Source organism: Nostoc sp. T09, assembly GCF_002154695.1.
GTDB lineage: Bacteria > Cyanobacteriota > Cyanobacteriia > Cyanobacteriales > Nostocaceae > Aulosira.
In genome coordinates this window covers 37,144-57,861 of the sequence record NZ_MTAV01000158.1, presented here as the reverse complement: position 1 = coordinate 57,861, position 20,718 = coordinate 37,144, and the positions used below count along the sequence as shown (strand labels likewise).

The window sequence follows — 20,718 nt, the reverse complement described above, 5'->3', positions numbered from 1 at the left end:
GCAATGGCATAACAGACCGATGCAATGGCATAACAGACCGATGCAATGGCATAACAGACCAATGCAATGGCATAACAGACCGATGCAATGGCATAAATGAACTTTTTGATGGGGAGTAACAACGCGCTTCAAAATCCAATCAGGTTCAGTTAGGCTGAGATGCAATAGTCTTAGGGGCACGGCACCGATAAAATTATGTATACTGTGCCTTTAGAATTCGTCTTCACTGAACTGTATTGCTTCAAAATCTAAGCAGAGAAATACACAGGCGATCGCGACAAAAGGCGATCGCATTTATTGCCTAATAAAACTAGAGTTCTTTGTTAAAGCAGTGAATAAAGCATTAAAATTTCTAACACTCCAAAACTGAAGTGTCACTAGTGGGGATATTATTAGAAAATATATAGTTTTTTGAGAGAAACTACACCATAAAATAGCAGAGGTTAGAGCAATGGATGAGCGTCATCGTTACTTACAAATCGCTCTGATTATTGTCGGAATTGCCTTTCTACTTATCTATCCGCTGATGAAGATTTGGGCATCAGGCTGGTTATGGCAACCGGGTCAGTACGAATATGAACAAATGATCATTGGTGTTTATGCGACGCTTGGTGTCTTTTTGCTTTTGGCTTCTCGACAACCAGAAGCTAACCTCAGTTTAATCTGGTTTACAGTTTGGTCAAGTACAGTCCACGGGCTAATTATGGCAGTACAAGCAGTAATTGATCCTGTTGAACGTGGACATCTCTTCGGTGATGTTCCAGCATTGTTATTGGTGGCAATTGTCCTTGCCTTCCTGACGCCGCGCAAAGAGGTATCTAGTACATAGATAAGCGTGGAATGTCTTTGTATTTCCAGAAATTGCTCGGCAAATATAATTCCCTCAAAGGTCAAGTTTAACAATAAAGAATTCAGGAGTCAGGAGTCAGAATTCTCCAATTGAATTCTGTGCGACTGGCAAATGAATAAATGGGTTTAAGTCCCCCACTGATTGCATTCTGAATTCTGAATTCTGATTTCTGGTTTAATCCATTACTTAGACATATCTAAAGTAGATAACCCAACGACTTCAATGTTTTGAGTAAACTGGGTATAGCGGTTTCTAGCCTACTACGGTAATGCAATTACGCCGATTTAATAATATTCAGGAATTCTGGCATAACGCTCAAGATTACTTACTCCAGTATGAGGCAGAGCATAATTTGTTGCTTGGTCTCTCACATACCCTGTTGCATTACCCAGATCGTTATCCTGATCCTCCTTACTTAGCGATCGCGCAAACAAAAGGCAAGATTCTGGCTGCTGCTATCCGCACTCCGCCACACAAGCTGGTGCTGTCCAAAACACAAGATTTGAATGCTTTAACACTGATTGCTCAAGATTTACAAGACTATTCACCGCAACTCCCTGGAGTAAGTGGACTGGTTGCAGAGGTAGAAACGTTTTTGCAGTCATGGCAAACATTGACTGGACAGTCTTATCGACGGGTCATGGAGTTGAAAATTCACCAGTTAACCCAAGTAGAACCTGTTGCGACTGTCAGTGGTAATCTCAGACTTGCTACCGAAAGCGATCGCCCTTTGCTAGTAGAGTGGTTTACAAATTTTAGCGCTGAAATTGGTGAGGTAATTTCTCTAGATGTAGAACAGGCAGTCAACAGTGGACTGAAGCAGCAGAGTATTCATCTGTGGTCAGATGGTATCCCTGTTTCATGGGCTAGTGGTAGTAAATCTTTACCTGCGGCAGCGCGGATTGGCCCAGTCTATACACCACCAGAGTATCGTGGCAAAGGATATGCCACTGCCTGTGTTGCAGCTTTGAGCCAAAAACTTTTAGATTATGGATGCGATCGCTGTTTTTTGTTTACGGATTTGGCAAATCCTACTTCTAATTACATCTACCAGAAGATTGGCTATCATCCTGTCTGCGACTGGCACGACTACTCATTTATCTATGGATAAGCATTCATGAATCGCTTTTTTGAAACCCCCGAACGAGTTGGCAGTGCCCGCCCTACGGATACTAGAGTTTGCTATCAAGTGCTTTAAAATTGAAACAATTTCTCTGTATAAAAATACAAGTAGAGCTAGCTCATGTCAGTACTGGCACCTATCTTAGAACAAACTGTGGGTAAAATTCGCTTTGGTGTAGACGATGTGAAAAGCGCTCAGGAGCGATTACCTACTACAAATGCCAAATTTCAGTTAGAGAAGCAATTAGGTAAACAACTCCTGGCATTCAGTCACAATGATACATTTGAAGTAATTCCAGACCAAGGTATTCATCCGCTAGCGCTTGCTGTTCATGCTGCTTTTAGTGAACATCGTCCGTTATTGTTAACACCTGACATTATTTGGATAACTTTAGCGCAAGGATTTGCTCAACATATCAACAATCATGCAGAAACTTTGCGTTCGCGCTTGGTTCCTCACCAAGGGAAAGAAAAACTCATAGTTGGGACTCTGCAAATTGATAGCCAACCCCAGTACTGGAGTGAGACAGTGCAAAAATGGGTATTGCAGATCCGCGATCGTGTAGGAGCCGATCTATATCGATTGCTAGAGTGTAACTTCAGTACTACAACACCCATCACCCAGACAGCCAGTCATGTGGTGATGATGAATGCTTTCCAACAGTATTTTGACTACGCGGTGTCCTGCGTTTGCGGTATCCCGGAGATTACACTGTTGGGTACTGTCGAAGATTGGCAAAGTATTTGCGATCGCGTGCAAATCATGGCTGAGTATGACTTGGAATGGTGGACTGCTCGCTTATTGCCGATTTGTCGCGAGTTTGTGGAAACAGCTTCTGGTAAACCATCCCTAGAGTTTTGGCGCTGCATCTACAAACCTAAACCTGTTTATGGTGCTGAGTTAATTACTGGTTGGTTAACTGATTTGTTCCCTTATTTGAGGGATTTATCTTCATTGACTAAAGCTGCTTCGGTACGAAATTGGATTCTAGAAATCGATCGCTGTGAACTTCCGAATGCGTCATCATCCGAAGCATGGTTTGAGCAAGTTATTCGTGGCATTTCTGCTGAAAGGTTACCTTTGGGAATTTCGCAAGCTCCATTTGAGCTGATAACGCCAGATGAAAAAGAGTATTCTTTAGAACTACTTGCTGGTTTTATTGGTGTGCATCAAGATTCCGAGCAGCAAACTTTACAACCCGAAATTGGTTGGATATTGCGCGAGCGCAGCGATCGCTTTGCACAGTTACTCGATAATATTCAACAACAGCATCTCACACAACCGCCAGTTAATAGGTCGGAATTGTATTTCAGTTCAACAGGTGTAGTTCCCAAAGAACACATTCAAATGCTAGAGCGTTTTGATGGAGCCACACTTTACGCTGATAGCGGTCATTCTTGGCAGATTCCCAAGTATATTGATAGAAAAGACTGCACAATCTCTAACCCCATTTCTTTCCGCGATGATGCAACTCACCTCATCGATCTTGAAGATGGGCGTTGTATTGCCTACGTTTATAAACCTCACAAGAACGAATGTTTGATTTTTGTGGGTAGGCCGACTTTAGCTCGCGAACCGCTTCAAGATCCCGTAATCATTGCTCAGAGTATTCCCGAACTCCTAGAACGCATATTTCAAGCTCAGGGGCGTTACTACTTTGATGATGCCAATTTCGTCACAGATAGCAATCCGATTTGATTTCTGAAATCACTCATAGAGATTGGGAACTTAAAATCTGGCTAATTAAAATACTCATCACTTTGCCAAGATTGACGGTTGGTAGTAATGGACTCTACGCTTACTTTATAGAACCCATTTGAGATCTATACAGAAGGGCAATCGAATTTGGCTGAACTACGAGCTAAGTTACAAATTTTATAGATTGATCGTCAGGATTTTTTTCTTGCTTTTTTTGTCGCTCAACACGACTGTATTGTAGGGTAATGTATCCGTTCCCAGCGGAATTGGCAGCCTAAAACTGGGGCTTTTATGATCGAGTTCGCCTAAATCAATGCTTTTCGTTATATCGCCATCTGTTGCCAGATAAGCGGTAAGTTCGCCTTTATAATCTTCAATTAAAAAGTCTCTAAAGAAAACGACTTCCCCACCCTCAGGATCTATACCAAGGATGACCGTACCGCTGAAAGTTGCGCCTTTTCGTTCTTCATCAACCGTTGCCATTGTGATTTCCGAGGGGTCTTGACCGGACATATCTGCCATAAACTTTTTCCTGGGCGAATTCTCAACAATTGAAAATGATTTTACAAGAGCGCTATGGGCGATCGCAAAACTCTCAGGACGTATTTCTGCATCGGTCTTGCAAATGTATAGCCAAGTTACTTCTGGTTATACGCCTAATTGGAAGATTGAGTAGGGATGAGTAGGGGCTGAAAGCGATCACGAAGCGTTGCTGCAAAGCAGATCGCATCGCAGAAACCTGATAGAGGGGAGACGTTGAGAAGTTTCCAGATAACTTGATCCGACCTTGCCTCGGCAGTAGAGTGCCCTTATCTATGAACTGACAGGTTTATGGAGTCCAAGGATATATAGAACCCATTTGATATCTATGCCTGAGCTAACCGCTTAAGCATGAGTCTGATAAAACATAGATTGAGCTTGGCAGTCGCATGAGGCAATGTTCGCTCAAAGTTCTTGACCAAACTCTTACATCGTTCCATCCAAGCATTTGAACGTTCAATCACAAGAGCGAGTTGCAACCGGGACAAACCCCGTTTTACCAAGGGCATTTATTTCTCATTTTACCCGTTCTTCCAAGATCCCAAATGGGTTCTATAACGGTGGCTTGAGCGACTGCACATAACATTGGCAACAACACCAGCGGCTCTCAGCAGTCGCCTCCAAGCAAATTGTTAGGCAGACTTTGACTACAAGAATTTTGTTGATGCTATTAATGTAACAATATGGCACAAGCAAGCTACCTCAAGTATTGCTCAAAATACCTGATGCAGAGTTTTTGCCCGCACTCATTCAAGCGTTAGTAGATAAGTATTCAAATGTGAGAAAACAAGCAGCGATCGCCCTTGGTAATTTGGGTAACCATGAAGCTCTGAATGCCCTTAAGCAAGCATTAGATGACCCAGAGCGGGAAGTTTTTATTCATGCATAAAGGGCTATTCAGAAGATTCAAGAGTGTTAATAAATACGCAAAAGCAATCAAATTTGTTTATACTTTCAATTGCCTAGAGCGAGAATTATCTAGGATGAATGTGCCGTCTAGGGCCCCATCCTGGATTGACAATAGAGGCTAAATCTTCTTCAGATAATTTGTCGATTTCACTCTCCAGTTCTTCAACTGTGAATTCATAGCCACGCTCTTTAGCAATTTGGATAAAGGCGTCTGGGTTGGCTGTGGCTTTGAGTCTTTCCTTTAATGCTTGGTCTTGTTTTACAGCTTTAAAAAGTTGGGCAGCATTTTTTTGTGGCATAACAATCCATCTCCTGTTTGAAACATTAGATTGGAATTTAGTAATTAGACTCCTGTCGTTTTGCCAAGTCTAATAGAGAATATCCTAAATAAGGTTATAGACTTTGATCTTAAAACTAATAGGGAAAATAAAATGCTTTTGACAAAAAAATATAACTTTCGGCTAATACAACTATAGTTGTGAGATTCAGTCTTATTAAAAAAACTTGCTGCAACACCGGAAACGGCAACTGCGTTGCGTACTTTGGGCGAGTCTTTGCGGGTTGTGGGTAATTTTCCCCAAGCAAATATAATTTTGGAGCGTATTTTAGTTATTGCTAATCAGTTAAAATTACCCGAAATCATCACGTTGGCGCAACTTAGCCTTGGTAATATTGCCCGCAGTCAAATCAATAATACTAACAATCCTCAGATTAGTTCCCAAGCTGCTCAAGTTGCGTTGAATTTATATCAACAAGCTGCCGCATCTGCACCAGTGGATTTAAAGGTGCAAGCACAAGTCAATCAACTCAGTTTACTGGTTGAGACTAATCAACTAGATGCGGCAAAAACTTTGTTACCACAGCTGCAACAAGAAATTGCCACATTACCACCCAGTCGTAGTGCGATCGCAGCACGGCTAAATCAGGGGCAAACAATGTGTTTTAACCTGAACTCAGGTAATGCTAAGCCTCCCCCATGACCAGTCCCTCGATCGTATGCGCTTGTACGATAGGTTCTAATTCGTCGACAATTCGGCAGGCGAAGTGCTTTCGGTGCTCTGCTGGGATAGTCTCGTAGTAAGCCCGAGTGAACTGGAGATCGTGCCGCTCCGCGTTCCGGGCATCCGGAGCATCCACACCAAGCACTAGCACCGGACGCGATTTTTGGGATTGGTTGGCGGTACCTCGATGAATGGTCAGCGCTGACCGGACAGATATGTCTCCACGCTTCGACATCTTCCTCACGGCGCGCTCCTGGTATCGGCCGTAGAGAGCTTTGGGTGGGAACATTTCGTGTTTGAAGCCGATGGGCCGATCCCACTGAGTGCCGGGCGCTATCTCGAACGGCCCCATGTCCTCTTCAACGTCCACGGTGGTCAAGTTGAAGGCGAGCGAGTTGAGCCTGCGTCCTGCCAGGGTGGCATCAGGCGCGGGAAAGTCGCGGTGCCACGGCTGATTCATAGAGCCAGGAAGAGGCACATCGAACCCAATCTCCACGATTTTGTAGTCCTCTCCAAGGACCGCGGTTGACACTGCCACTACCCAAGGATGTGTCACGAGGTCGAGAAACCCCCTGATTCTCTCTGGGTGAATCTCTACGTAGTATCGGTTGGGCCCCCGCCCCACTGCTCCTCTAGGACGCGCGATCGCTTCTGACAAGAGAACCTCAATATCCTCACCGAGACGATCTGCCCACGTCGGCTCGAACGCGCCTTTCAATCCAATGATCCCGTCACCGTAGAGTCCGCCCATTATGGTGGCAGTGTCGTACTGCTCATCGAGCGCAGTTGGGGGGATCTCTTCTGTTTTCTCAGCTTGGACGGTGTTTGTGTAGTCAAGGACAACTTCGTGTGCGGCGGTATTCATCGAAATTTACTTCTTTGAGCATGTTAAAAAAAGGTCATAACAGGGGTCATAGTGGGCGGGATTATAGCGATATAGTCCTGCTACCCGACCACGATAACTCCAAGAACTAATAATACTTTGGGGTAGAAGGCGCGCAATTGGGCTATAAACTCTCAATAAAAGGGTTTCAAGCGATGACATCCAAAAAATGCTCCAGTTTTTCACCGAAAAAATTGTAAATAAAGTTAATAAATACTTCTGCTGTTGTCGCCATACAACTCCAGTTTCATCTTTACTGAAAAAGCTGAAATCTATGTATAACAAGAGTTTAGAGATGAGCTTGCCTAAATTACACTGACAAATGTTAAGCTAATCCGTTTAGTTTGCCTCTGGTGTACAGTGCCACATTAAATGGCAGAGGGACAAATTCGTGTCGTCAAACAAGTCTGATTGCTCCACACTTTCAATGATTAAGATTGATGAAATTTACACGTCCTCTGTACGGACTCGAAGCTAATCGCTAGAAGCGCGAGCTTCACACACTTGATGATATTAATTTGACACTACGACAAATAAAAAGTCACTGTACAGGAGAGAACCCTTGCCTTTCAAATTGGCGATCGCGCTCTAACGGCAATGGCAGGTTGGTTTTTGTTACGATTCAGCCACCAAAGAATCGCAGTTTGTAAGTACCTGAGTATAATTCTGATTAGCGTCGCGCTTTCTGATACCGAACTCAGGTTAATTCTGGCAAGCGTGCAGATTACCAGTTTCTTGTTTACCAATAGAATTCACTTGTTTTAACTCAGTCTTCCCGTAAGTGCCTCAACAGAGGAGTAGCAGCCACCCTTGCTGCTGATTAATGCAAAAAGCTGAAAACAAGGAGGGAAAAAGCCTATGGAACTTGGAATGATTGGACTGGGACGGATGGGTGCGAACATGGCACAGCGCTTGATGCGTGCCGGGCATCGTGTAGTTGGCTATGTCCGCCGTACTGAGAAATTGGAGGCAATGGTCAACGAAGGTGTAATTGCAGCCGGAGCAAGCTCAATCGCCGATCTAGTCAGCAAGTTATCCAAACCTCGTGCCATCTGGTTGATGGTGCCTGCTGCTTCGGTGGATGAAACCATTGCAACGCTAATTCCACTCCTCGAGCCTGACGACATTATTATAGATGGCGGCAACTCTTACTACCATGATGACATTCGTCGAGCAGCCACACTCAAGGAGCAAGGCATTCACTATGTTGATTGCGGTACGAGTGGGGGTGTTTGGGGATTGGACCGGGGTTATTGCCTGATGATCGGTGGTGAACAGGTGGCTGTCAAACGCCTTGACCCGATTTTTGCAACTCTAGCTCCAGGTATAGGAGAAATTGATCGCACTCCCGGACGAGAGAAGGCAGGAGGTACTGCCGAGCAAGGTTATCTTTACTGCGGGCCCATCGGTGCAGGACACTTCGTTAAAATGGTACACAACGGCATTGAGTACGGTGTCATGGCAGCGTATGCAGAGGGGCTGAATATTCTTCACCACGCCAACGTGGGCAACAATCAGCGCGAGATCGATGCCGAAACCACACCATTACGAAATCCAGAGCATTATCAATATGACTTTAATTTGGCAGATATTGCCGAAGTCTGGCGGCGAGGTAGTGTCATTGCTTCTTGGCTATTGGATTTGACAGCGATCGCTTTATTGTCAAGCCCCAATTTAGAAGAGTTTGCTGGTCGTGTATCCGATTCTGGTGAAGGGCGCTGGACAGCGATCGCCGCAATTGACGAATCTGTACCGACTCCTGTATTAAGCGCAGCGCTCTTTGCTCGCTTTAGCTCGCGCGGCGAAGCAGACTTTGCTGACAAACTGTTGTCTGCGATGCGCTATCAGTTTGGCGGTCATCATGAAAAAGCTAATTCCTAAAGAGGTTGATCGTGGGAACTCCTAATTCAGACGCACTGGTATTTTTTGGGGCAACAGGTGACCTGGCTTACAAGAAAATCTTCCCCAGCCTTCAGGCAATGGTGAGGCGGGGCAATCTCAATGTCCCCGTGATTGGCGTTGCCGGACGACCTTGGACGACGGATCAACTTAGGGAAAGGGCACGTGATAGCCTAGAACATCATGGTGGTGTAGAGCCAGCGGCATTTGAGAAGCTTTCTGCACTACTCCAGTACGTTGCTGGTGATTACAACAAACCAGAAACTTACGAAAAATTACGTCAAGCCCTTGGTGATGCCACTCGCCCCCTCTACTATCTGGCAATTCCGCCCAGCCTGTTTGCACAAGTAGTGGCAGGATTAGGCAACTCAGGCTGTGCTAAAAATGCCCGGGTGGTGATTGAAAAACCATTCGGACGGGATTTGGAATCAGCACGCGAGTTAAACCAAATTCTGGCATCAGTTTTTCCCGAATCATCCATCTATCGCATCGACCATTACCTGGGCAAAGAACCACTGCTGAATTTACTCTATTTTCGCTTTTCCAACTCTTTTCTCGAACCAATCTGGAATCGCAACTATGTTGAAAGCATCCAGATTGTCATGGCAGAGGACTTTGGCATTCAAGGACGGGGGCGCTTCTATGAGGAGACTGGTGCGATTCGGGATGTAGTGGAAAACCATATGCTGCAAGTATTGGCTTCAGTTTGCATGGATGCTCCCGCCAGTACGGCTACTGATGCCATCCGAGATGAAAAAGAACGTATTCTCAAAGCTATTCGTTCACTGCAACCCAATGACATTATTCGCGGTCAATTTCGCGGTTACCGCAACGAGGAGGGTGTTTCTCCTGAATCACAAGTAGAAACTTTTGTTGCCGTGCGGCTATTTATTAATACCTGGCGGTGGTCAGGAGTTCCCATCTACATCCGGGCTGGGAAGAAATTGCCTGTTAAAACTACTGAGGTGATGGTCAAGCTCAAGTGTCCACCTCTAAATGTGTTCCAAGAGGAAGGGAAAGAAAACACCAATTATGTTCGGTTCCTACTAGATCCGGAGGTGATTGTAGGATTGGGTGCTCGCACTAAAATTCCAGGAGAAGACATGATCGGCTCTGCGGTTGAACTCTTGGCCTTTTACGGAGGTGGCGATGAGATGGAACCTTATGAACGTCTATTAGGTGATGCCATGCGGGGCGATCCCACTTTGTTTGTGAGGGAAGATACCGTGGAAGAGGAATGGCGGATTGTCCAGCCAATTCTCGATAACGTCACACCCGTTTACGAGTATGAGCCAAATACATGGGGTCCACCTGAGTCAGATAAACTGCTCTTGCCAAGCGATCGCTGGTACAATCCTTTGACAAGAGAGTAGTAGATATTACTCAGCAGTCAAAAAATAGTTGTTATATCATGTCTGCCTAATCAGTTACGATTCGGTGTGTCTGTGCAGAAAGCTGAAAATCCTCTCCTCTGTTACGCCAATCGCTATTTCTTTGAACTACAGCAAAGATATGAGTTTTAAAAATTCGGACAAAACTTGGACACAATAACCTTGTGAAAACTGAACGTATAGCAGTTAACTGAACTAGATAAAGATCCGTTTAACAGCTAAGTCATTAATCAGATTTTTACCTGATATATTTTGATGAGATAACTGGAGTTTAGACATTTGTGGGGTAACGACTGTAGTTCATCGCTACCCCACAAATATGTTTTCTATATAAACGCTTGCTTACGCAGGAATTAAAACTGTATCAATGACATGAATAACACCGTTATCAGCTGCAACATCTGGTGTAGCAACAGTAGCATCATTTATTTTGACGCCATTAGAAGCGTCAATTTTCACATCAGATCCTTGAACAGTGGTAGCTGACTTCAGCTTAACTACATCAGCTGCTAACACCTTACCTGAAACAACATGATAAGTCAGAATTTGCTTCAGCTTTGGAATATCTTTGAGTAAAGCATCAACTGTACCTTCTGGAAGCTTAGAAAACGCCTCATCAGTAGGTGCAAAAACGGTAAACGGGCCAGCACCTTTAAGGGTATCCACTAAACCAGCAGCTTTAACAGCAGCAACTAAGGTGTTAAAAGAGCCAGCGTTTACAGCGGTATCAACAATATCTGCCATGTGTTTGGAGTAATTTATTTACATTTCGTTACAAATGTAAAGTTATTTACACTCAATAGTATCTATCTTTAGGCAGATGACTCAAAATTTAAATTAAAAATAGCAAAAATCCATATTTACATAACAAAATTTAGTTAAGGCAATTTTAAATTCTAATTAAATTTAACTTTAACTAGACTAGGAAAAATTTTAACAGCACTTGATCCGAGAACTTGCACTTTAGTTTGTTACTAAAGCTCATCCAAAAATCAAGGAGCAAAATGCTTTTGATAGCAATACATAAGGTTAGTAATATCGGTGATATTTAGAATAAAAAATCAATATCTGTGGAGAATTTTCGACGCTTGTAGCTATAGCGATTATTTAATAAACTCTAGGTGAGCAGCTACAAGCATCTGTGCCTGTCTTAAAACACTACCAAATAAATAGCTGGGAATTTGCCAAGCTACTACGGTAACTTCTTTAGCTATGTCCTGTACACTAATTGCTATCAATTCATGTTCTGGTGCTTCGGGTTCAATCGCTCCAGACCAAGTAAAAGCTAATAAGAAATTATCGTGTCCTGGTAAAGATGCGATTAAACATTCTTGCTCTACTGGCTGACAAATAATTCCGTGCTCATTTGCAATTTCTATTAGTTTTTGAAGACTATTTAATTTTGCCATTTGTCTTGTTAGCTATTATCAAAGTTATCTAAAGCTGGAAATTTAACTGACTGGTTAGAGTTAAGAGTGAGTTTTTGAGCGGTTATCAGGGTTAACACCAAAATTTTATCCTAAGCTATTATGGCGTGTCAGCAATAATTGCTACTGTTCTATACAAAACTATAACTACTTAGATTATCAGCAACGCTTATTAAGCAAGAGCTAAACTTGCTGGAGCAATAAATACTCAATGCAATAGTCAAGAAAGTGAGCGTTAAATTTAAATCACTATAGTTGCTATAAATTTAGATGTTTTCGCTTGAGTATAAATACTAATAATTAGCACAAATATCATCTAATCTTCAGTAATGTTTACATTGAAAATAAGTAATCACTTAGTTACAATCACTACTAAATATTCTTTATGAAATTACTGTGTTTGATCTGGCAGACTTTTTCAACCTTTCATCTGACCTTTTCTGTATTATTGGGCAGGATGGTTGTTATAAGCAACTGAATCCAGCCTGTGAACTAGTATTGGGCCGGAAAGCGGAAAACTTAATCGGGCATCCGTGGTCGGCGTTAGTGCATCCAGAAGATATTACAGCTACTCAACTACCAACTGAACCACAGCAAAAGTTGCGCTGGGACAACCGTTATCTCCACAAAGATGGTAGTTATCGGTGGCTGTCTTGGAGTCTTTCAACTTCCGATAATGGACTCATCTATGCAGTAGCCAAAGACATCAATCAACAAATGCGACAAATAGAGGCATTTCAAACTGAACGCCAAAGCCTTTACAATCTGCTGAATCAGTTACCAGCTTTCCTTTATCTGCAACCCAAGGATTATGGGATGGGATTTTATAACCAACGCTTCCGAGAGGTATTCGGAGATCCTACAGGCAAACGTTGTTATGAGGCGATCGCGGGACTGAAACAACCCTGCCCAGTCTGTCCTACATTTCGCGTTTTTGATACTAATGCTCCGCAACTCTGGGAATGGATAGATCATAAAACAGGTAATGTTTATCAGATTTATGATTATCCGTTTCTGGATATGAATGGTGAATCAATGGTTGTGGAAATGGGTTTAGATATTACTGCGGTTAAGAAAGCAGAAACAGCTTTGCGACAGCGGGAAAAGGAATTAATTCAAAAAAATCAACAACTAGAAGAAACGCTCCAACAATTAAAACAAACCCAAGCGCAACTGATTCAAAGTGAGAAAATGTCTTCTCTAGGTCAATTAGTAGCGGGTGTGGCTCACGAAATTAACAACCCCATTAACTTCATCAGTGGCAATATCAGCCATACAAAAGAATATGTTCAAGAATTGCTAGGACTGCTGCAACTTTACCAAGAACAATACCCTCAACCAACACCAATGATTCAAAAAGCAATGGTAGCAATTGAGTTAGAGTTTATTACTGAAGATTTAGATAAAATGCTAGATTCCATGAAAATTGGCAGCGACCGCATTCGTGATATTGTACTGTCGTTGCGGAACTTCTCACGCTTGGATGAAGCTGCAATCAAAGCCGTAGATATTCATAGCGGCATTGATAGTACCTTAATGATTTTACAAAATCGCCTCAAAGCTAAACCTGAGTATCCGCCTATTCAAATTATTAAACAGTACGGTCAACTCCCTTTAGTTGAGTGTTATGTCGGTCAACTCAACCAAGTGTTTTTGAATATCATCACTAATGCGATCGATGCTTTGGAGAAATCATGTATCAGTAGTCAGTGCGCTCATCCACAAATCACCATTAGCACCAAGTTACTTAACTCAGATTGGATTACCATTGAGATTGCTGACAATGGGCCGGGAATGTCTCCAGAAATTCAACAGCGTCTATTTGACCCCTTCTTTACAACCAAACCAGTAGGCAAGGGAACTGGTTTAGGGATGTCGATTAGCTATCAAATTATCAAAGAGAAACATCAGGGTAGTTTAAGATGTATTTCATCGCCAGCAGCGGGAGCGAAGTTGATAATTGAGATTCCGATTTTACAACTAAACTCTGTGTAGCTAAAAATATAAACAATCACAAAATGCTCAGTAAGTTCATCAAAGCCTATTGGCTTGGAGAACACCTGTGGAAAACATATAAAAAGTAGGTACCTTAAGAATTAATAACTTTTACTAGAAACCTAAGTTACGAGATAGGATTACTGCTGGCATTGGCTAAAGCTTCCGTATCGTTATTAACAACCAGTACAGGAGCGGCCAGTACCTTACGGTAAACGATCTTGTCATCGCCAGCTTTGTAGTAGTCGCGGATTCGCGCTTCCTCGTCGTAACCGCACTTGCGGTAGAAAGCCCGTGTGCGCTCGAAGCTCTCCATCCCCGACGTTTCCACCAGCAGCACACGCTCGCCTCGCGCCGTCAACGCTTGCTCAACGTAGCGCAGCATTGCTGTACCACGTCCTTGCCCCTGGCAGTCAGGTCGGACGGCGATTAAGTACAGGTACCACGTGCCATCGGTCATCGGAGCCGGCGCATAGTACGCAACCCCCACCAGCCCATCATCATCATCAGTGATCCAGAAGTGATCGCGGTCGATGTTACCACCGAAGTAGTCAGACAGCACTTCGACCAGTTCCTCAAGCTCTTTCGATCCGAACAGGCCGGTCGCGTCGGACAGGGCTATCAGCGCGTCTGTATCATCGGGCGTGATCGGTCGAATCATGGCAAACTCCAGCAGTACTGATTCTGGCACTAGACCGCCTAACAATTTACCGTATTATCGTACAGCATTGGTGGCAATTTAAGTCTGTAAGACAGTTGCCAAGCGTCTTTGAGAAGTTAGTTGAAATAAATTGGTCAGAATCTTGCTTTTGGCTTTTGCTGAGGGAGAGGTGCGACCATTAACTTAAGTTTCTGTTTTCGTTGCTGTTTAATAGTGCCATTCGTCTTGATTGTCTGGTGCTAGATCAAACCTCTGCATCAGTCGCACTTGGACAAATTAAAGAAAACCTTCTTTAACTGATAAAACAATTAGCTCAAAGTTAGTAGCACTGCGCTCGCCTTTGCATCTGTGCAGCATCAAAAACTAACTCATCAAGCCTAAATTTCTACCGAAAGACAGATATTAGCTGCTTGACCTTCATTCGGCTTAATTTGACAATACCTTTGTTTGCACTTACCCAAAAACCACTAACTCTTGAAAGTTCTATGAGCAAAGTTTATTTGATCACCGGAACATCAACGGGATTCGGTCGCGCCCTAGCAGAAGCAGTTTTAGAGCGTGGCGACAAAGTTGTGTTGACAGCACGAAAACCCGAGCAAATTGCTCAATTGGCACAAGCAAACCAGGAGAATGCAATCGCCGTTCGGCTAGATGTAATTAACGCCCAAGATAGACTTGCAGCAGTTCAAGCCGCCATCGAACGCTTTGGGCGCATTGACGTTTTAGTTAACAATGCAGGGCAAGGTTCTCTTGGTGCTTTAGAAGGATTTTCATCCGAGCAGATCAGAAAACAGTTTGAAGTTAACTGCTTCGGCGTCATCGAAATGACACGCTCAGTCTTACCCGTAATGCGTCGCCAAAAATCTGGTCATATTGTCAATATTACTTCCATCGGTGGTTTAGCTTCGATGGGTGGATTCGCGCTCTACTGCGCGACGAAATTTGCGGTCGAAGGTTTTGCTGAAGGCTTGCGTGATGAAGTTAAACCACTTGGTATTAACCTAACGATTGTCGAGCCGGGCGCGTTTCGTACTAACTTCGCGGGAGATGCCAATATGCAGCCGGAAACGGAAATTGATGATTACAAAGCGGTAATCGAGCCGATTCGAGAATATCTCTACGGTAACAACGGCAAACAGCCAGGCGACCCGAAAAAGGCAGCACAGGCGATAATTCAAGCTGTTGAATCTCAAAATCCGCCATTGAGACTAATGCTTGGCTCGGACGCTTACGGTTTGTGGGAACAAAAGCGGACGGCAGAACGCCAGGAATTTGAAGAATGGAAAGAAATCGGAATTAATACCGCCTATGAAGAGGCAGTAGTCACCCCAATTGGTGGCGTTTAAGACAACAAGCCGACCAACATATCAGTGCAGAAAAACAAAAAAATTGATTCTGCTATAGCAACCCAAAGCGATCGCAGGTTTCTCTGTCATCCCACCCCGCAAGGGGACTGAAACTTTCTAATTTAAGTTGTTTCTAATCACAACAGCTAACGATCCGCGATCGCTGTTTGGAGTACACTAGTGATTTAGAGAAAGCTTTAGAAGCAGTAACTGCAAAAGCACTTTGATTGATGTCGAGCGATCGCTACCCTTTATCAAGCCAAATAATCCGAAGATTCCCAAAACCATACACTGGCTCAACTGTCACTGCCATGTCGCTTAGTTTGTATTAATTATTACAATATTTCTTTAAAGATTATTCCAACCTTTGAAAGGTTTTTACAATCGAGGCTAGCGCTAACATTGCAACCATAGGTTTGATATTAACTTCTGACTTTTTAGCCCCGAGCTATCGGGGCATTTTTGTGTCAGACAAATATGAGCAGTTTGGGCGACTTGCTTGAGACTTGAGTTAAAGTAAAATTTTACCTTGGTCTATTTAATCGTACACAAGCATCAGTAAGTAACCACGCAAAATTAATTACAGTCATTGCGAGCGAACGGGAACGCTTCTCTACGAGAGGCTACGCCAACGCGAACGCTGCATTTGCAATGACTTTGTGTAATTAATTATGTTTAACTACTTATTACTGAACAATTAAGCATATATCAAGATGCATTATTTTGCTTAATTGCGCTTAAATTTCTCAAATCAATACTAAATTTGGGTATATGTTTTTAGCCAAAAGATAGAGACATTTTAAAAAAGTTGAAGCACACTGGTAAGAGCAACTTTTACCTTAAATCATCGTGTAACAATGTGGTTAAAATATGGTGTAGATGAAGAAGAACAACTAGTGTGTATTGACGATATAACTAGGGGTAAAACTTTACTCAAGTGTCCTTATTGTCAGGGTGGTTTAATCGCTAAGAAAGGCAAGGTGAAAGAACATCATTTCGCTCATAATGCAGAAACTTGCCGCCCCGTAGCTAATCGAGAATTTCCAACTCTGCCACTGTATGACAATTTTAACATTCAGCTATCAGGTAAGGATTTGGCACAGTTAAAACTGCTGTGGCAAGAGTATGGTTCCAAAAATTATCCAATTGATTATCATTTAGTTTTTCCTAGTTTAATCAAAGCAGGTGTGCTGCATAAAAATGTTTACACAGTTCCATCTGCGTATGAATTCAGCAATTTAGGTAAGATTCCTGTTCGAGCACTAGAGTTGATACACTTTAATCAAGTACAAGAGCCGCTATTACTTAAAAGGCTGCTGAAATTGGAGCTAGATTTTGAACACGCCAAACACAAAAAGTCCTCTGATTTAGCATATCGACTTACTGATTTAAGGCTGTATCGCGCTCAACTTAAACGTATATTATCTTGCATACTCTATTTTTTAGAGATTCAAACTAATAAAGGCACTTTGTACAAAATAGGAGTCACCCAAAGACCCATTGTAAATCGACTAGCAGAAGTAGAAATAGATTTACTTAGACACTATCAAACTGTTGTAATTAAGGTATTAGGTATTTGGCAGCACCGAGGAAATGTTGAACTGTATTTTAAACACCGCTATCAGGAATTTAATTATCCCATCGGAAGTTTAACTGAGTACTATAAATTTGATACAAAAGAGATCAAAATCGTCCTGAGCGATTTAGAACAAATGCAGCCTAAATCGCTTTCTCAAGTAGAAATAGATATTCTTCAAGAGAATTCGCGCCTAATTAAAATTGCCGTGTAATTTTCTGTTTAGCGATGGACTGAAATTCGCTTACCTGGATCTTGCTTTCTTACCCACGCCAAGAATTTTTGTATTTGCGGTTCATTGCTGAGTTTTTCTAGACTATTGAGTTCTTTAGCAAGTAGCTTATTGTCGAATAAAACATGAATCTGGCGATGACAGGCAGAACAGATATTTATTGTTTCTCCTGGCTCTTGTTTCTTGCGTTTGCTATGTTGTCGCGGAACTAAGTGATGGACAGTTAAATGTTCCATCTCTCTGTGGCACAGTTCACATTGCTCTTGTTGGTTATGGGACACTTGATTGCTAAAACTCAACCCTATCTAATAGGATAGCTATCACTAAACACATTCTGCACGCGCTCGCCCTGTGCCTTTTCAAAAGCTGAAGCTTTATGCCAAGCGCAAATTCAAATTTCTCGGTGCAATTTACCTCGCTGCGACTGTGATTTGGCTTAACTGATGACACGCCCTAACTTTTTTGTAAGTTGAGAAAATAATAATGATTCCAGCATTCACCACTTACCAGAGATATGGCAACAACTTATACCTAACTCTTTGGGTGTAGCTGTCGTAGCCCTTGAGTTCTTGCCGCAAAAATTGCTCCTCAAATTGAATCCGTACAACCAGGATTGTAATGGGAACGATCGCTAGTAGAGCCGCCGCGTAGGATTCTAACCACAGGGGCATACCAACCATTACCAGAACAGCACCTGCATACATGGGATGCCGCACAACGCTGTAAACTCCCGTATCAATCACTGTTTGTTGTCGGTCTGCCTGATGTTTGACCGCAGTGGCCGCAAAGGTATTTGCCTTAAAGGACAGAGAGATCATCCACCAACCAATGACATACACTACCAATCCCAGTACCGAAGCAAGCGCACTTGGTTGAGCAAACAGATGAAATCGGAACACATCCAGGGGAATGAAGGCAGTCAAACCCAGGAATGTTGCGATCGTTATGCTGGCGAGAATTTTGTCAGCCAGGGGTTGTCCCTCTTGGATGGGTGGTTTCAGGCGTTCCTTGTATAATTCGTCATCCTCGCGAAAGACAGCAACCATCGTTGCCACAGTGCAAACAACGACAACACCGAGAAATACCCAGGCACGCCACCAGTTCAACGTTCCTGCTGGCAAGAATAGTAAACCACCGAAGATAACAATATTCCAAATGAGTGCGGTCAAAATCTTGAAAATGAACACGCTCGCATCACCTCTATGTCTTTACGTCGGTAACTTTTCTGAGGAGATCGGTTTTGAATTCATCTGTGGACTCTGGCAGTTGAGCTTTTCATCGATTCGCTTCAACTTCTCTGGATTCCTCATTGTGTAGACAGATTGAATGTAGCCATCCACAATTTCAAACGTTGTCACGCTATGAATGCAACCATTGACAAACAAAATTATACCAGGTTGCCCATTGATCTCGGCGATGTGAGTAACCGATGTCGAAAGCCATTTGCTGCGAAGTGCCAGCAGAAATCGAGCTACTTTCATCGCTCCCTGTAGCGGTTTGAGAGCAGCAGAAACTTTTCCACCGCCATCAGACCAGTAGGTAACATCCTTTGCCAAAAGCGTCAGCAAACCTTGTAAATTGCCTTGGCTGGAAGCCTTCACAAATTGCGCTGTGATTTGCTCTTGTTGCTGATCAGAAACGGGAAAGCGGGGACGTCGATCGCTAATATGCTGGCGCGATCGCCTGAGGATTTGACGGCAGTTAGCCGGGCTTTTCCCTACCATCTGGGCAATTTCTTCATAGTCATAGTCAAACACTTCTCGCAAAAGAAATACTGCTCGTTCAATCGGCGATAAGCGTTCTAGAACAACTAAAAATGCCATCGAAAGCGAATCTGCCAATTCTAAAGAAACTGCTGGATCGGTGGTTTGTTCAGTCATCAGTGGTTCGGGTAGCCACGGTCCTACATACTGTTCTCGTTGCACGCGGGCTGAACGCAGATGATCGATGCACAGACGGGTGATAATGGTTGCCAGATAGGTTTTGGCAGATTTCACCGTTGCTTGGGCTGTTTGCTGCCAGCGCAGGAAGGTTTCTTGTACCATGTCTTCGGCATCAGTAACCGTTCCTAACATCCGGTAGGCGATGGCGAATAATAACGAACGATGCTCGTTAAAGGTTTCGAGATGACTCATAAAAACTGCTCTCTTCGCCGTAGAGTGCTTACTGCCCACGCACCGATTACACATCCGAGTCCTTCGGTTAGGAATAGAAAAATCGCCGTGATGTCGAAAAGCACACCCCAACCTGCAAAGGGAATTTGGTAGATGCGATCGGTTCCGCTCGCTATGAAATGATGATAAAGACCAAACAGCATTGCACCAGCCATTGAACTCAGCAACAGCCAGCTACCAGTCTGTTGAAATGGTGTCCAAAGTAAAATCATGGCGGCGATTGGAGCTACCACGATCGTAGAACCGACAAACAGACTTTGGAGTGAAGAAAGATGAACAGGAATTTTATCGTGAGCTAAACCGTGCAGTGCTACTATGACTGCGTGGAGCAATACAATGGTAGTTCCATAATGAGTAATTGAGCGCATATTTACTTCTCTCTTGCCGATTGACTATATATTCATCAATATTGGGAGAGTACAATCAAGGCTTTCACTCTCCCAAAGAGTCTACACAGAAACTTTTTCAGGAACACCTTTGTTGTGCTGCAATGCTCCCGGCTCATAGCTACCCGGAATTATTCGGGTCGTAATGGCAATGCGATTCCAACTGTTAATCGTGACGATCGCCATCAGCAGGTTAGCAATTTCATCGGGACTAAAATAACGGCTCACTTCGTCGTAAATTTCATCAGAAACTGAATTAGTTGCAATCAAGGTAACGGCTTCTGTGAACGCCAGAACTGCCCGTTCCTCATCTGTAAAAAATGGTGTTTCTCGCCAAGCATTGAGGGCGTAGATTCTTTGTTCAGTTTCACCGTTGAGTCTGGCATCTTTGGTGTGCATATCGATGCAAAACGCACAGCCATTGATTTGTGATGCGCGAATTTTAATCAGTTCCAGTAGCGTCGGGTTAATGCCACTACTTCGGACATACCCTTCTAGTTGAAGCATCGCTCGGTAAGCAGGAGATTCAACCCTAAGTTCCATTCGGCTTTGCATCTTTCAACCTCTTCCTAAAATAGGTGTTCGCTTATTAGACGAATTAGTGTTGTTGGTTGTGACAGATGAAAG

22 protein-coding genes are annotated in these 20,718 nt (G+C 43.3%); 10 read left to right on the top strand and 12 right to left on the bottom strand.

Annotation, left to right across the window (positions count from 1 at the left end):
- Window positions 1–451: 451 nt before the first annotated feature.
- The 3 genes from BV372_RS27790 (at window position 452) to BV372_RS27780 (ending at window position 3,671) form a co-directional block, all read left to right on the top strand.
- Entirely contained in the window at window positions 452–829 is a 378-nt protein-coding gene (locus tag BV372_RS27790; RefSeq protein ID WP_086689714.1) for a DUF6632 domain-containing protein, read from the top strand.
- 289 nt (window positions 830–1,118) lie between these two features.
- The gene (locus tag BV372_RS27785) at window positions 1,119–1,961 is read left to right on the top strand and encodes a GNAT family N-acetyltransferase (RefSeq protein WP_086689713.1); all 843 of its coding nucleotides are present in this window, start codon (window positions 1,119–1,121) and stop codon (window positions 1,959–1,961) included.
- A gap of 132 nt (window positions 1,962–2,093) precedes the next feature.
- Window positions 2,094–3,671 (top strand): DUF4419 domain-containing protein, encoded by a 1,578-nt coding sequence (locus BV372_RS27780; RefSeq protein WP_086689712.1) that lies wholly within the window; start codon window positions 2,094–2,096, stop codon window positions 3,669–3,671.
- A gap of 177 nt (window positions 3,672–3,848) precedes the next feature.
- Here BV372_RS27780 and BV372_RS27775 read toward each other — a convergent pair whose 3' ends face one another.
- Together BV372_RS27775 and BV372_RS27770 are read right to left on the bottom strand one after the other, a co-directional pair.
- Window positions 3,849–4,193 (bottom strand): hypothetical protein, encoded by a 345-nt coding sequence (locus BV372_RS27775; RefSeq protein ID WP_086689711.1) that lies wholly within the window; start codon window positions 4,191–4,193, stop codon window positions 3,849–3,851.
- Window positions 4,194–4,537: 344 nt separating this feature from the next.
- Entirely contained in the window at window positions 4,538–4,720 is a 183-nt protein-coding gene (locus BV372_RS27770) for a transposase (RefSeq protein ID WP_256973490.1), read from the bottom strand.
- Window positions 4,721–4,920: 200 nt separating this feature from the next.
- On the opposite strand from BV372_RS27770, the gene BV372_RS27765 reads away from it, so the two are divergent.
- Window positions 4,921–5,100, top strand: coding sequence for a HEAT repeat domain-containing protein (locus BV372_RS27765; protein WP_086689710.1), 180 nt, complete (start codon window positions 4,921–4,923; stop codon window positions 5,098–5,100).
- A gap of 85 nt (window positions 5,101–5,185) precedes the next feature.
- Here BV372_RS27765 and BV372_RS27760 read toward each other — a convergent pair whose 3' ends face one another.
- Complete coding sequence (locus BV372_RS27760; protein ID WP_086689709.1) at window positions 5,186–5,419, bottom strand: Nif11-like leader peptide family natural product precursor; 234 nt, start codon at window positions 5,417–5,419, stop codon at window positions 5,186–5,188.
- A 234-nt stretch (window positions 5,420–5,653) separates the two neighbouring features.
- On the opposite strand from BV372_RS27760, the gene BV372_RS27755 reads away from it, so the two are divergent.
- Window positions 5,654–6,100 carry a hypothetical protein gene (locus BV372_RS27755; protein WP_086689708.1) on the top strand — a complete coding sequence of 149 codons (447 nt, stop codon included), beginning with the start codon at window positions 5,654–5,656 and terminating at the stop codon, window positions 6,098–6,100.
- On the opposite strand, the gene BV372_RS27750 is transcribed toward BV372_RS27755, so the two are convergent.
- Window positions 6,084–6,986, bottom strand: a complete 903-nt coding sequence (locus BV372_RS27750) for a phytanoyl-CoA dioxygenase family protein (RefSeq protein ID WP_179198258.1) — start codon at window positions 6,984–6,986, stop codon at window positions 6,084–6,086. The two genes, BV372_RS27755 and BV372_RS27750, sit on opposite strands and share 17 nt — an antisense overlap.
- 876 nt (window positions 6,987–7,862) lie before the next feature.
- Between BV372_RS27750 and gnd the strand changes: the two genes are divergently transcribed.
- Both gnd and zwf read left to right on the top strand, forming a co-directional pair.
- Entirely contained in the window at window positions 7,863–8,885 is a 1,023-nt protein-coding gene (gene gnd / locus BV372_RS27745) for a phosphogluconate dehydrogenase (NAD(+)-dependent, decarboxylating) (protein WP_086689707.1), read from the top strand.
- An 11-nt stretch (window positions 8,886–8,896) separates the two neighbouring features.
- Window positions 8,897–10,276: a glucose-6-phosphate dehydrogenase gene (zwf, locus tag BV372_RS27740; protein ID WP_086689706.1), complete on the top strand. Its 1,380-nt coding sequence runs from the start codon at window positions 8,897–8,899 to the stop codon at window positions 10,274–10,276.
- 360 nt (window positions 10,277–10,636) lie between these two features.
- On the opposite strand, the gene BV372_RS27735 is transcribed toward zwf, so the two are convergent.
- Together BV372_RS27735 and BV372_RS27730 are read right to left on the bottom strand one after the other, a co-directional pair.
- Window positions 10,637–11,038, bottom strand: a complete 402-nt coding sequence (locus BV372_RS27735) for a fasciclin domain-containing protein (protein WP_086689705.1) — start codon at window positions 11,036–11,038, stop codon at window positions 10,637–10,639.
- 359 nt (window positions 11,039–11,397) lie between these two features.
- Entirely contained in the window at window positions 11,398–11,703 is a 306-nt protein-coding gene (locus BV372_RS27730; RefSeq protein WP_086689704.1) for a hypothetical protein, read from the bottom strand.
- A 414-nt stretch (window positions 11,704–12,117) separates the two neighbouring features.
- On the opposite strand from BV372_RS27730, the gene BV372_RS38235 reads away from it, so the two are divergent.
- Window positions 12,118–13,716: an ATP-binding protein gene (locus BV372_RS38235; RefSeq protein ID WP_086689703.1), complete on the top strand. Its 1,599-nt coding sequence runs from the start codon at window positions 12,118–12,120 to the stop codon at window positions 13,714–13,716.
- Window positions 13,717–13,843: 127 nt separating this feature from the next.
- Here BV372_RS38235 and BV372_RS27720 read toward each other — a convergent pair whose 3' ends face one another.
- Window positions 13,844–14,377, bottom strand: coding sequence for a GNAT family N-acetyltransferase (locus BV372_RS27720; RefSeq protein ID WP_086689702.1), 534 nt, complete (start codon window positions 14,375–14,377; stop codon window positions 13,844–13,846).
- Window positions 14,378–14,862: 485 nt separating this feature from the next.
- On the opposite strand from BV372_RS27720, the gene BV372_RS27715 reads away from it, so the two are divergent.
- On the top strand, window positions 14,863–15,723 hold the full coding sequence (locus tag BV372_RS27715) for an oxidoreductase (protein WP_086689701.1): 861 nt from the start codon (window positions 14,863–14,865) through the stop codon (window positions 15,721–15,723).
- A gap of 857 nt (window positions 15,724–16,580) precedes the next feature.
- Complete coding sequence (locus BV372_RS27710) at window positions 16,581–17,513, top strand: GIY-YIG nuclease family protein (protein ID WP_086689700.1); 933 nt, start codon at window positions 16,581–16,583, stop codon at window positions 17,511–17,513.
- A gap of 8 nt (window positions 17,514–17,521) precedes the next feature.
- Here BV372_RS27710 and BV372_RS27705 read toward each other — a convergent pair whose 3' ends face one another.
- The 5 genes from BV372_RS27705 to BV372_RS27685 all read right to left on the bottom strand — a co-directional run bounded on the left by BV372_RS27705 (window position 17,522) and on the right by BV372_RS27685 (window position 20,646).
- Window positions 17,522–17,812 (bottom strand): HNH endonuclease, encoded by a 291-nt coding sequence (locus BV372_RS27705; protein ID WP_256973486.1) that lies wholly within the window; start codon window positions 17,810–17,812, stop codon window positions 17,522–17,524.
- Between the two features lie 222 nt (window positions 17,813–18,034).
- Window positions 18,035–18,718 carry an isoprenylcysteine carboxylmethyltransferase family protein gene (locus BV372_RS27700; RefSeq protein ID WP_086689698.1) on the bottom strand — a complete coding sequence of 228 codons (684 nt, stop codon included), beginning with the start codon at window positions 18,716–18,718 and terminating at the stop codon, window positions 18,035–18,037.
- A gap of 21 nt (window positions 18,719–18,739) precedes the next feature.
- On the bottom strand, window positions 18,740–19,666 hold the full coding sequence (locus tag BV372_RS27695; protein ID WP_086689697.1) for an RNA polymerase sigma-70 factor: 927 nt from the start codon (window positions 19,664–19,666) through the stop codon (window positions 18,740–18,742).
- The gene (locus tag BV372_RS27690; protein ID WP_086689696.1) at window positions 19,663–20,073 is read right to left on the bottom strand and encodes a hypothetical protein; all 411 of its coding nucleotides are present in this window, start codon (window positions 20,071–20,073) and stop codon (window positions 19,663–19,665) included. Before BV372_RS27690 ends, BV372_RS27695 begins: the two co-directional genes overlap by 4 nt.
- Before the next feature lie 81 nt (window positions 20,074–20,154).
- Window positions 20,155–20,646 carry a carboxymuconolactone decarboxylase family protein gene (locus BV372_RS27685; protein ID WP_179198257.1) on the bottom strand — a complete coding sequence of 164 codons (492 nt, stop codon included), beginning with the start codon at window positions 20,644–20,646 and terminating at the stop codon, window positions 20,155–20,157.
- Window positions 20,647–20,718 lie beyond the last annotated feature (72 nt).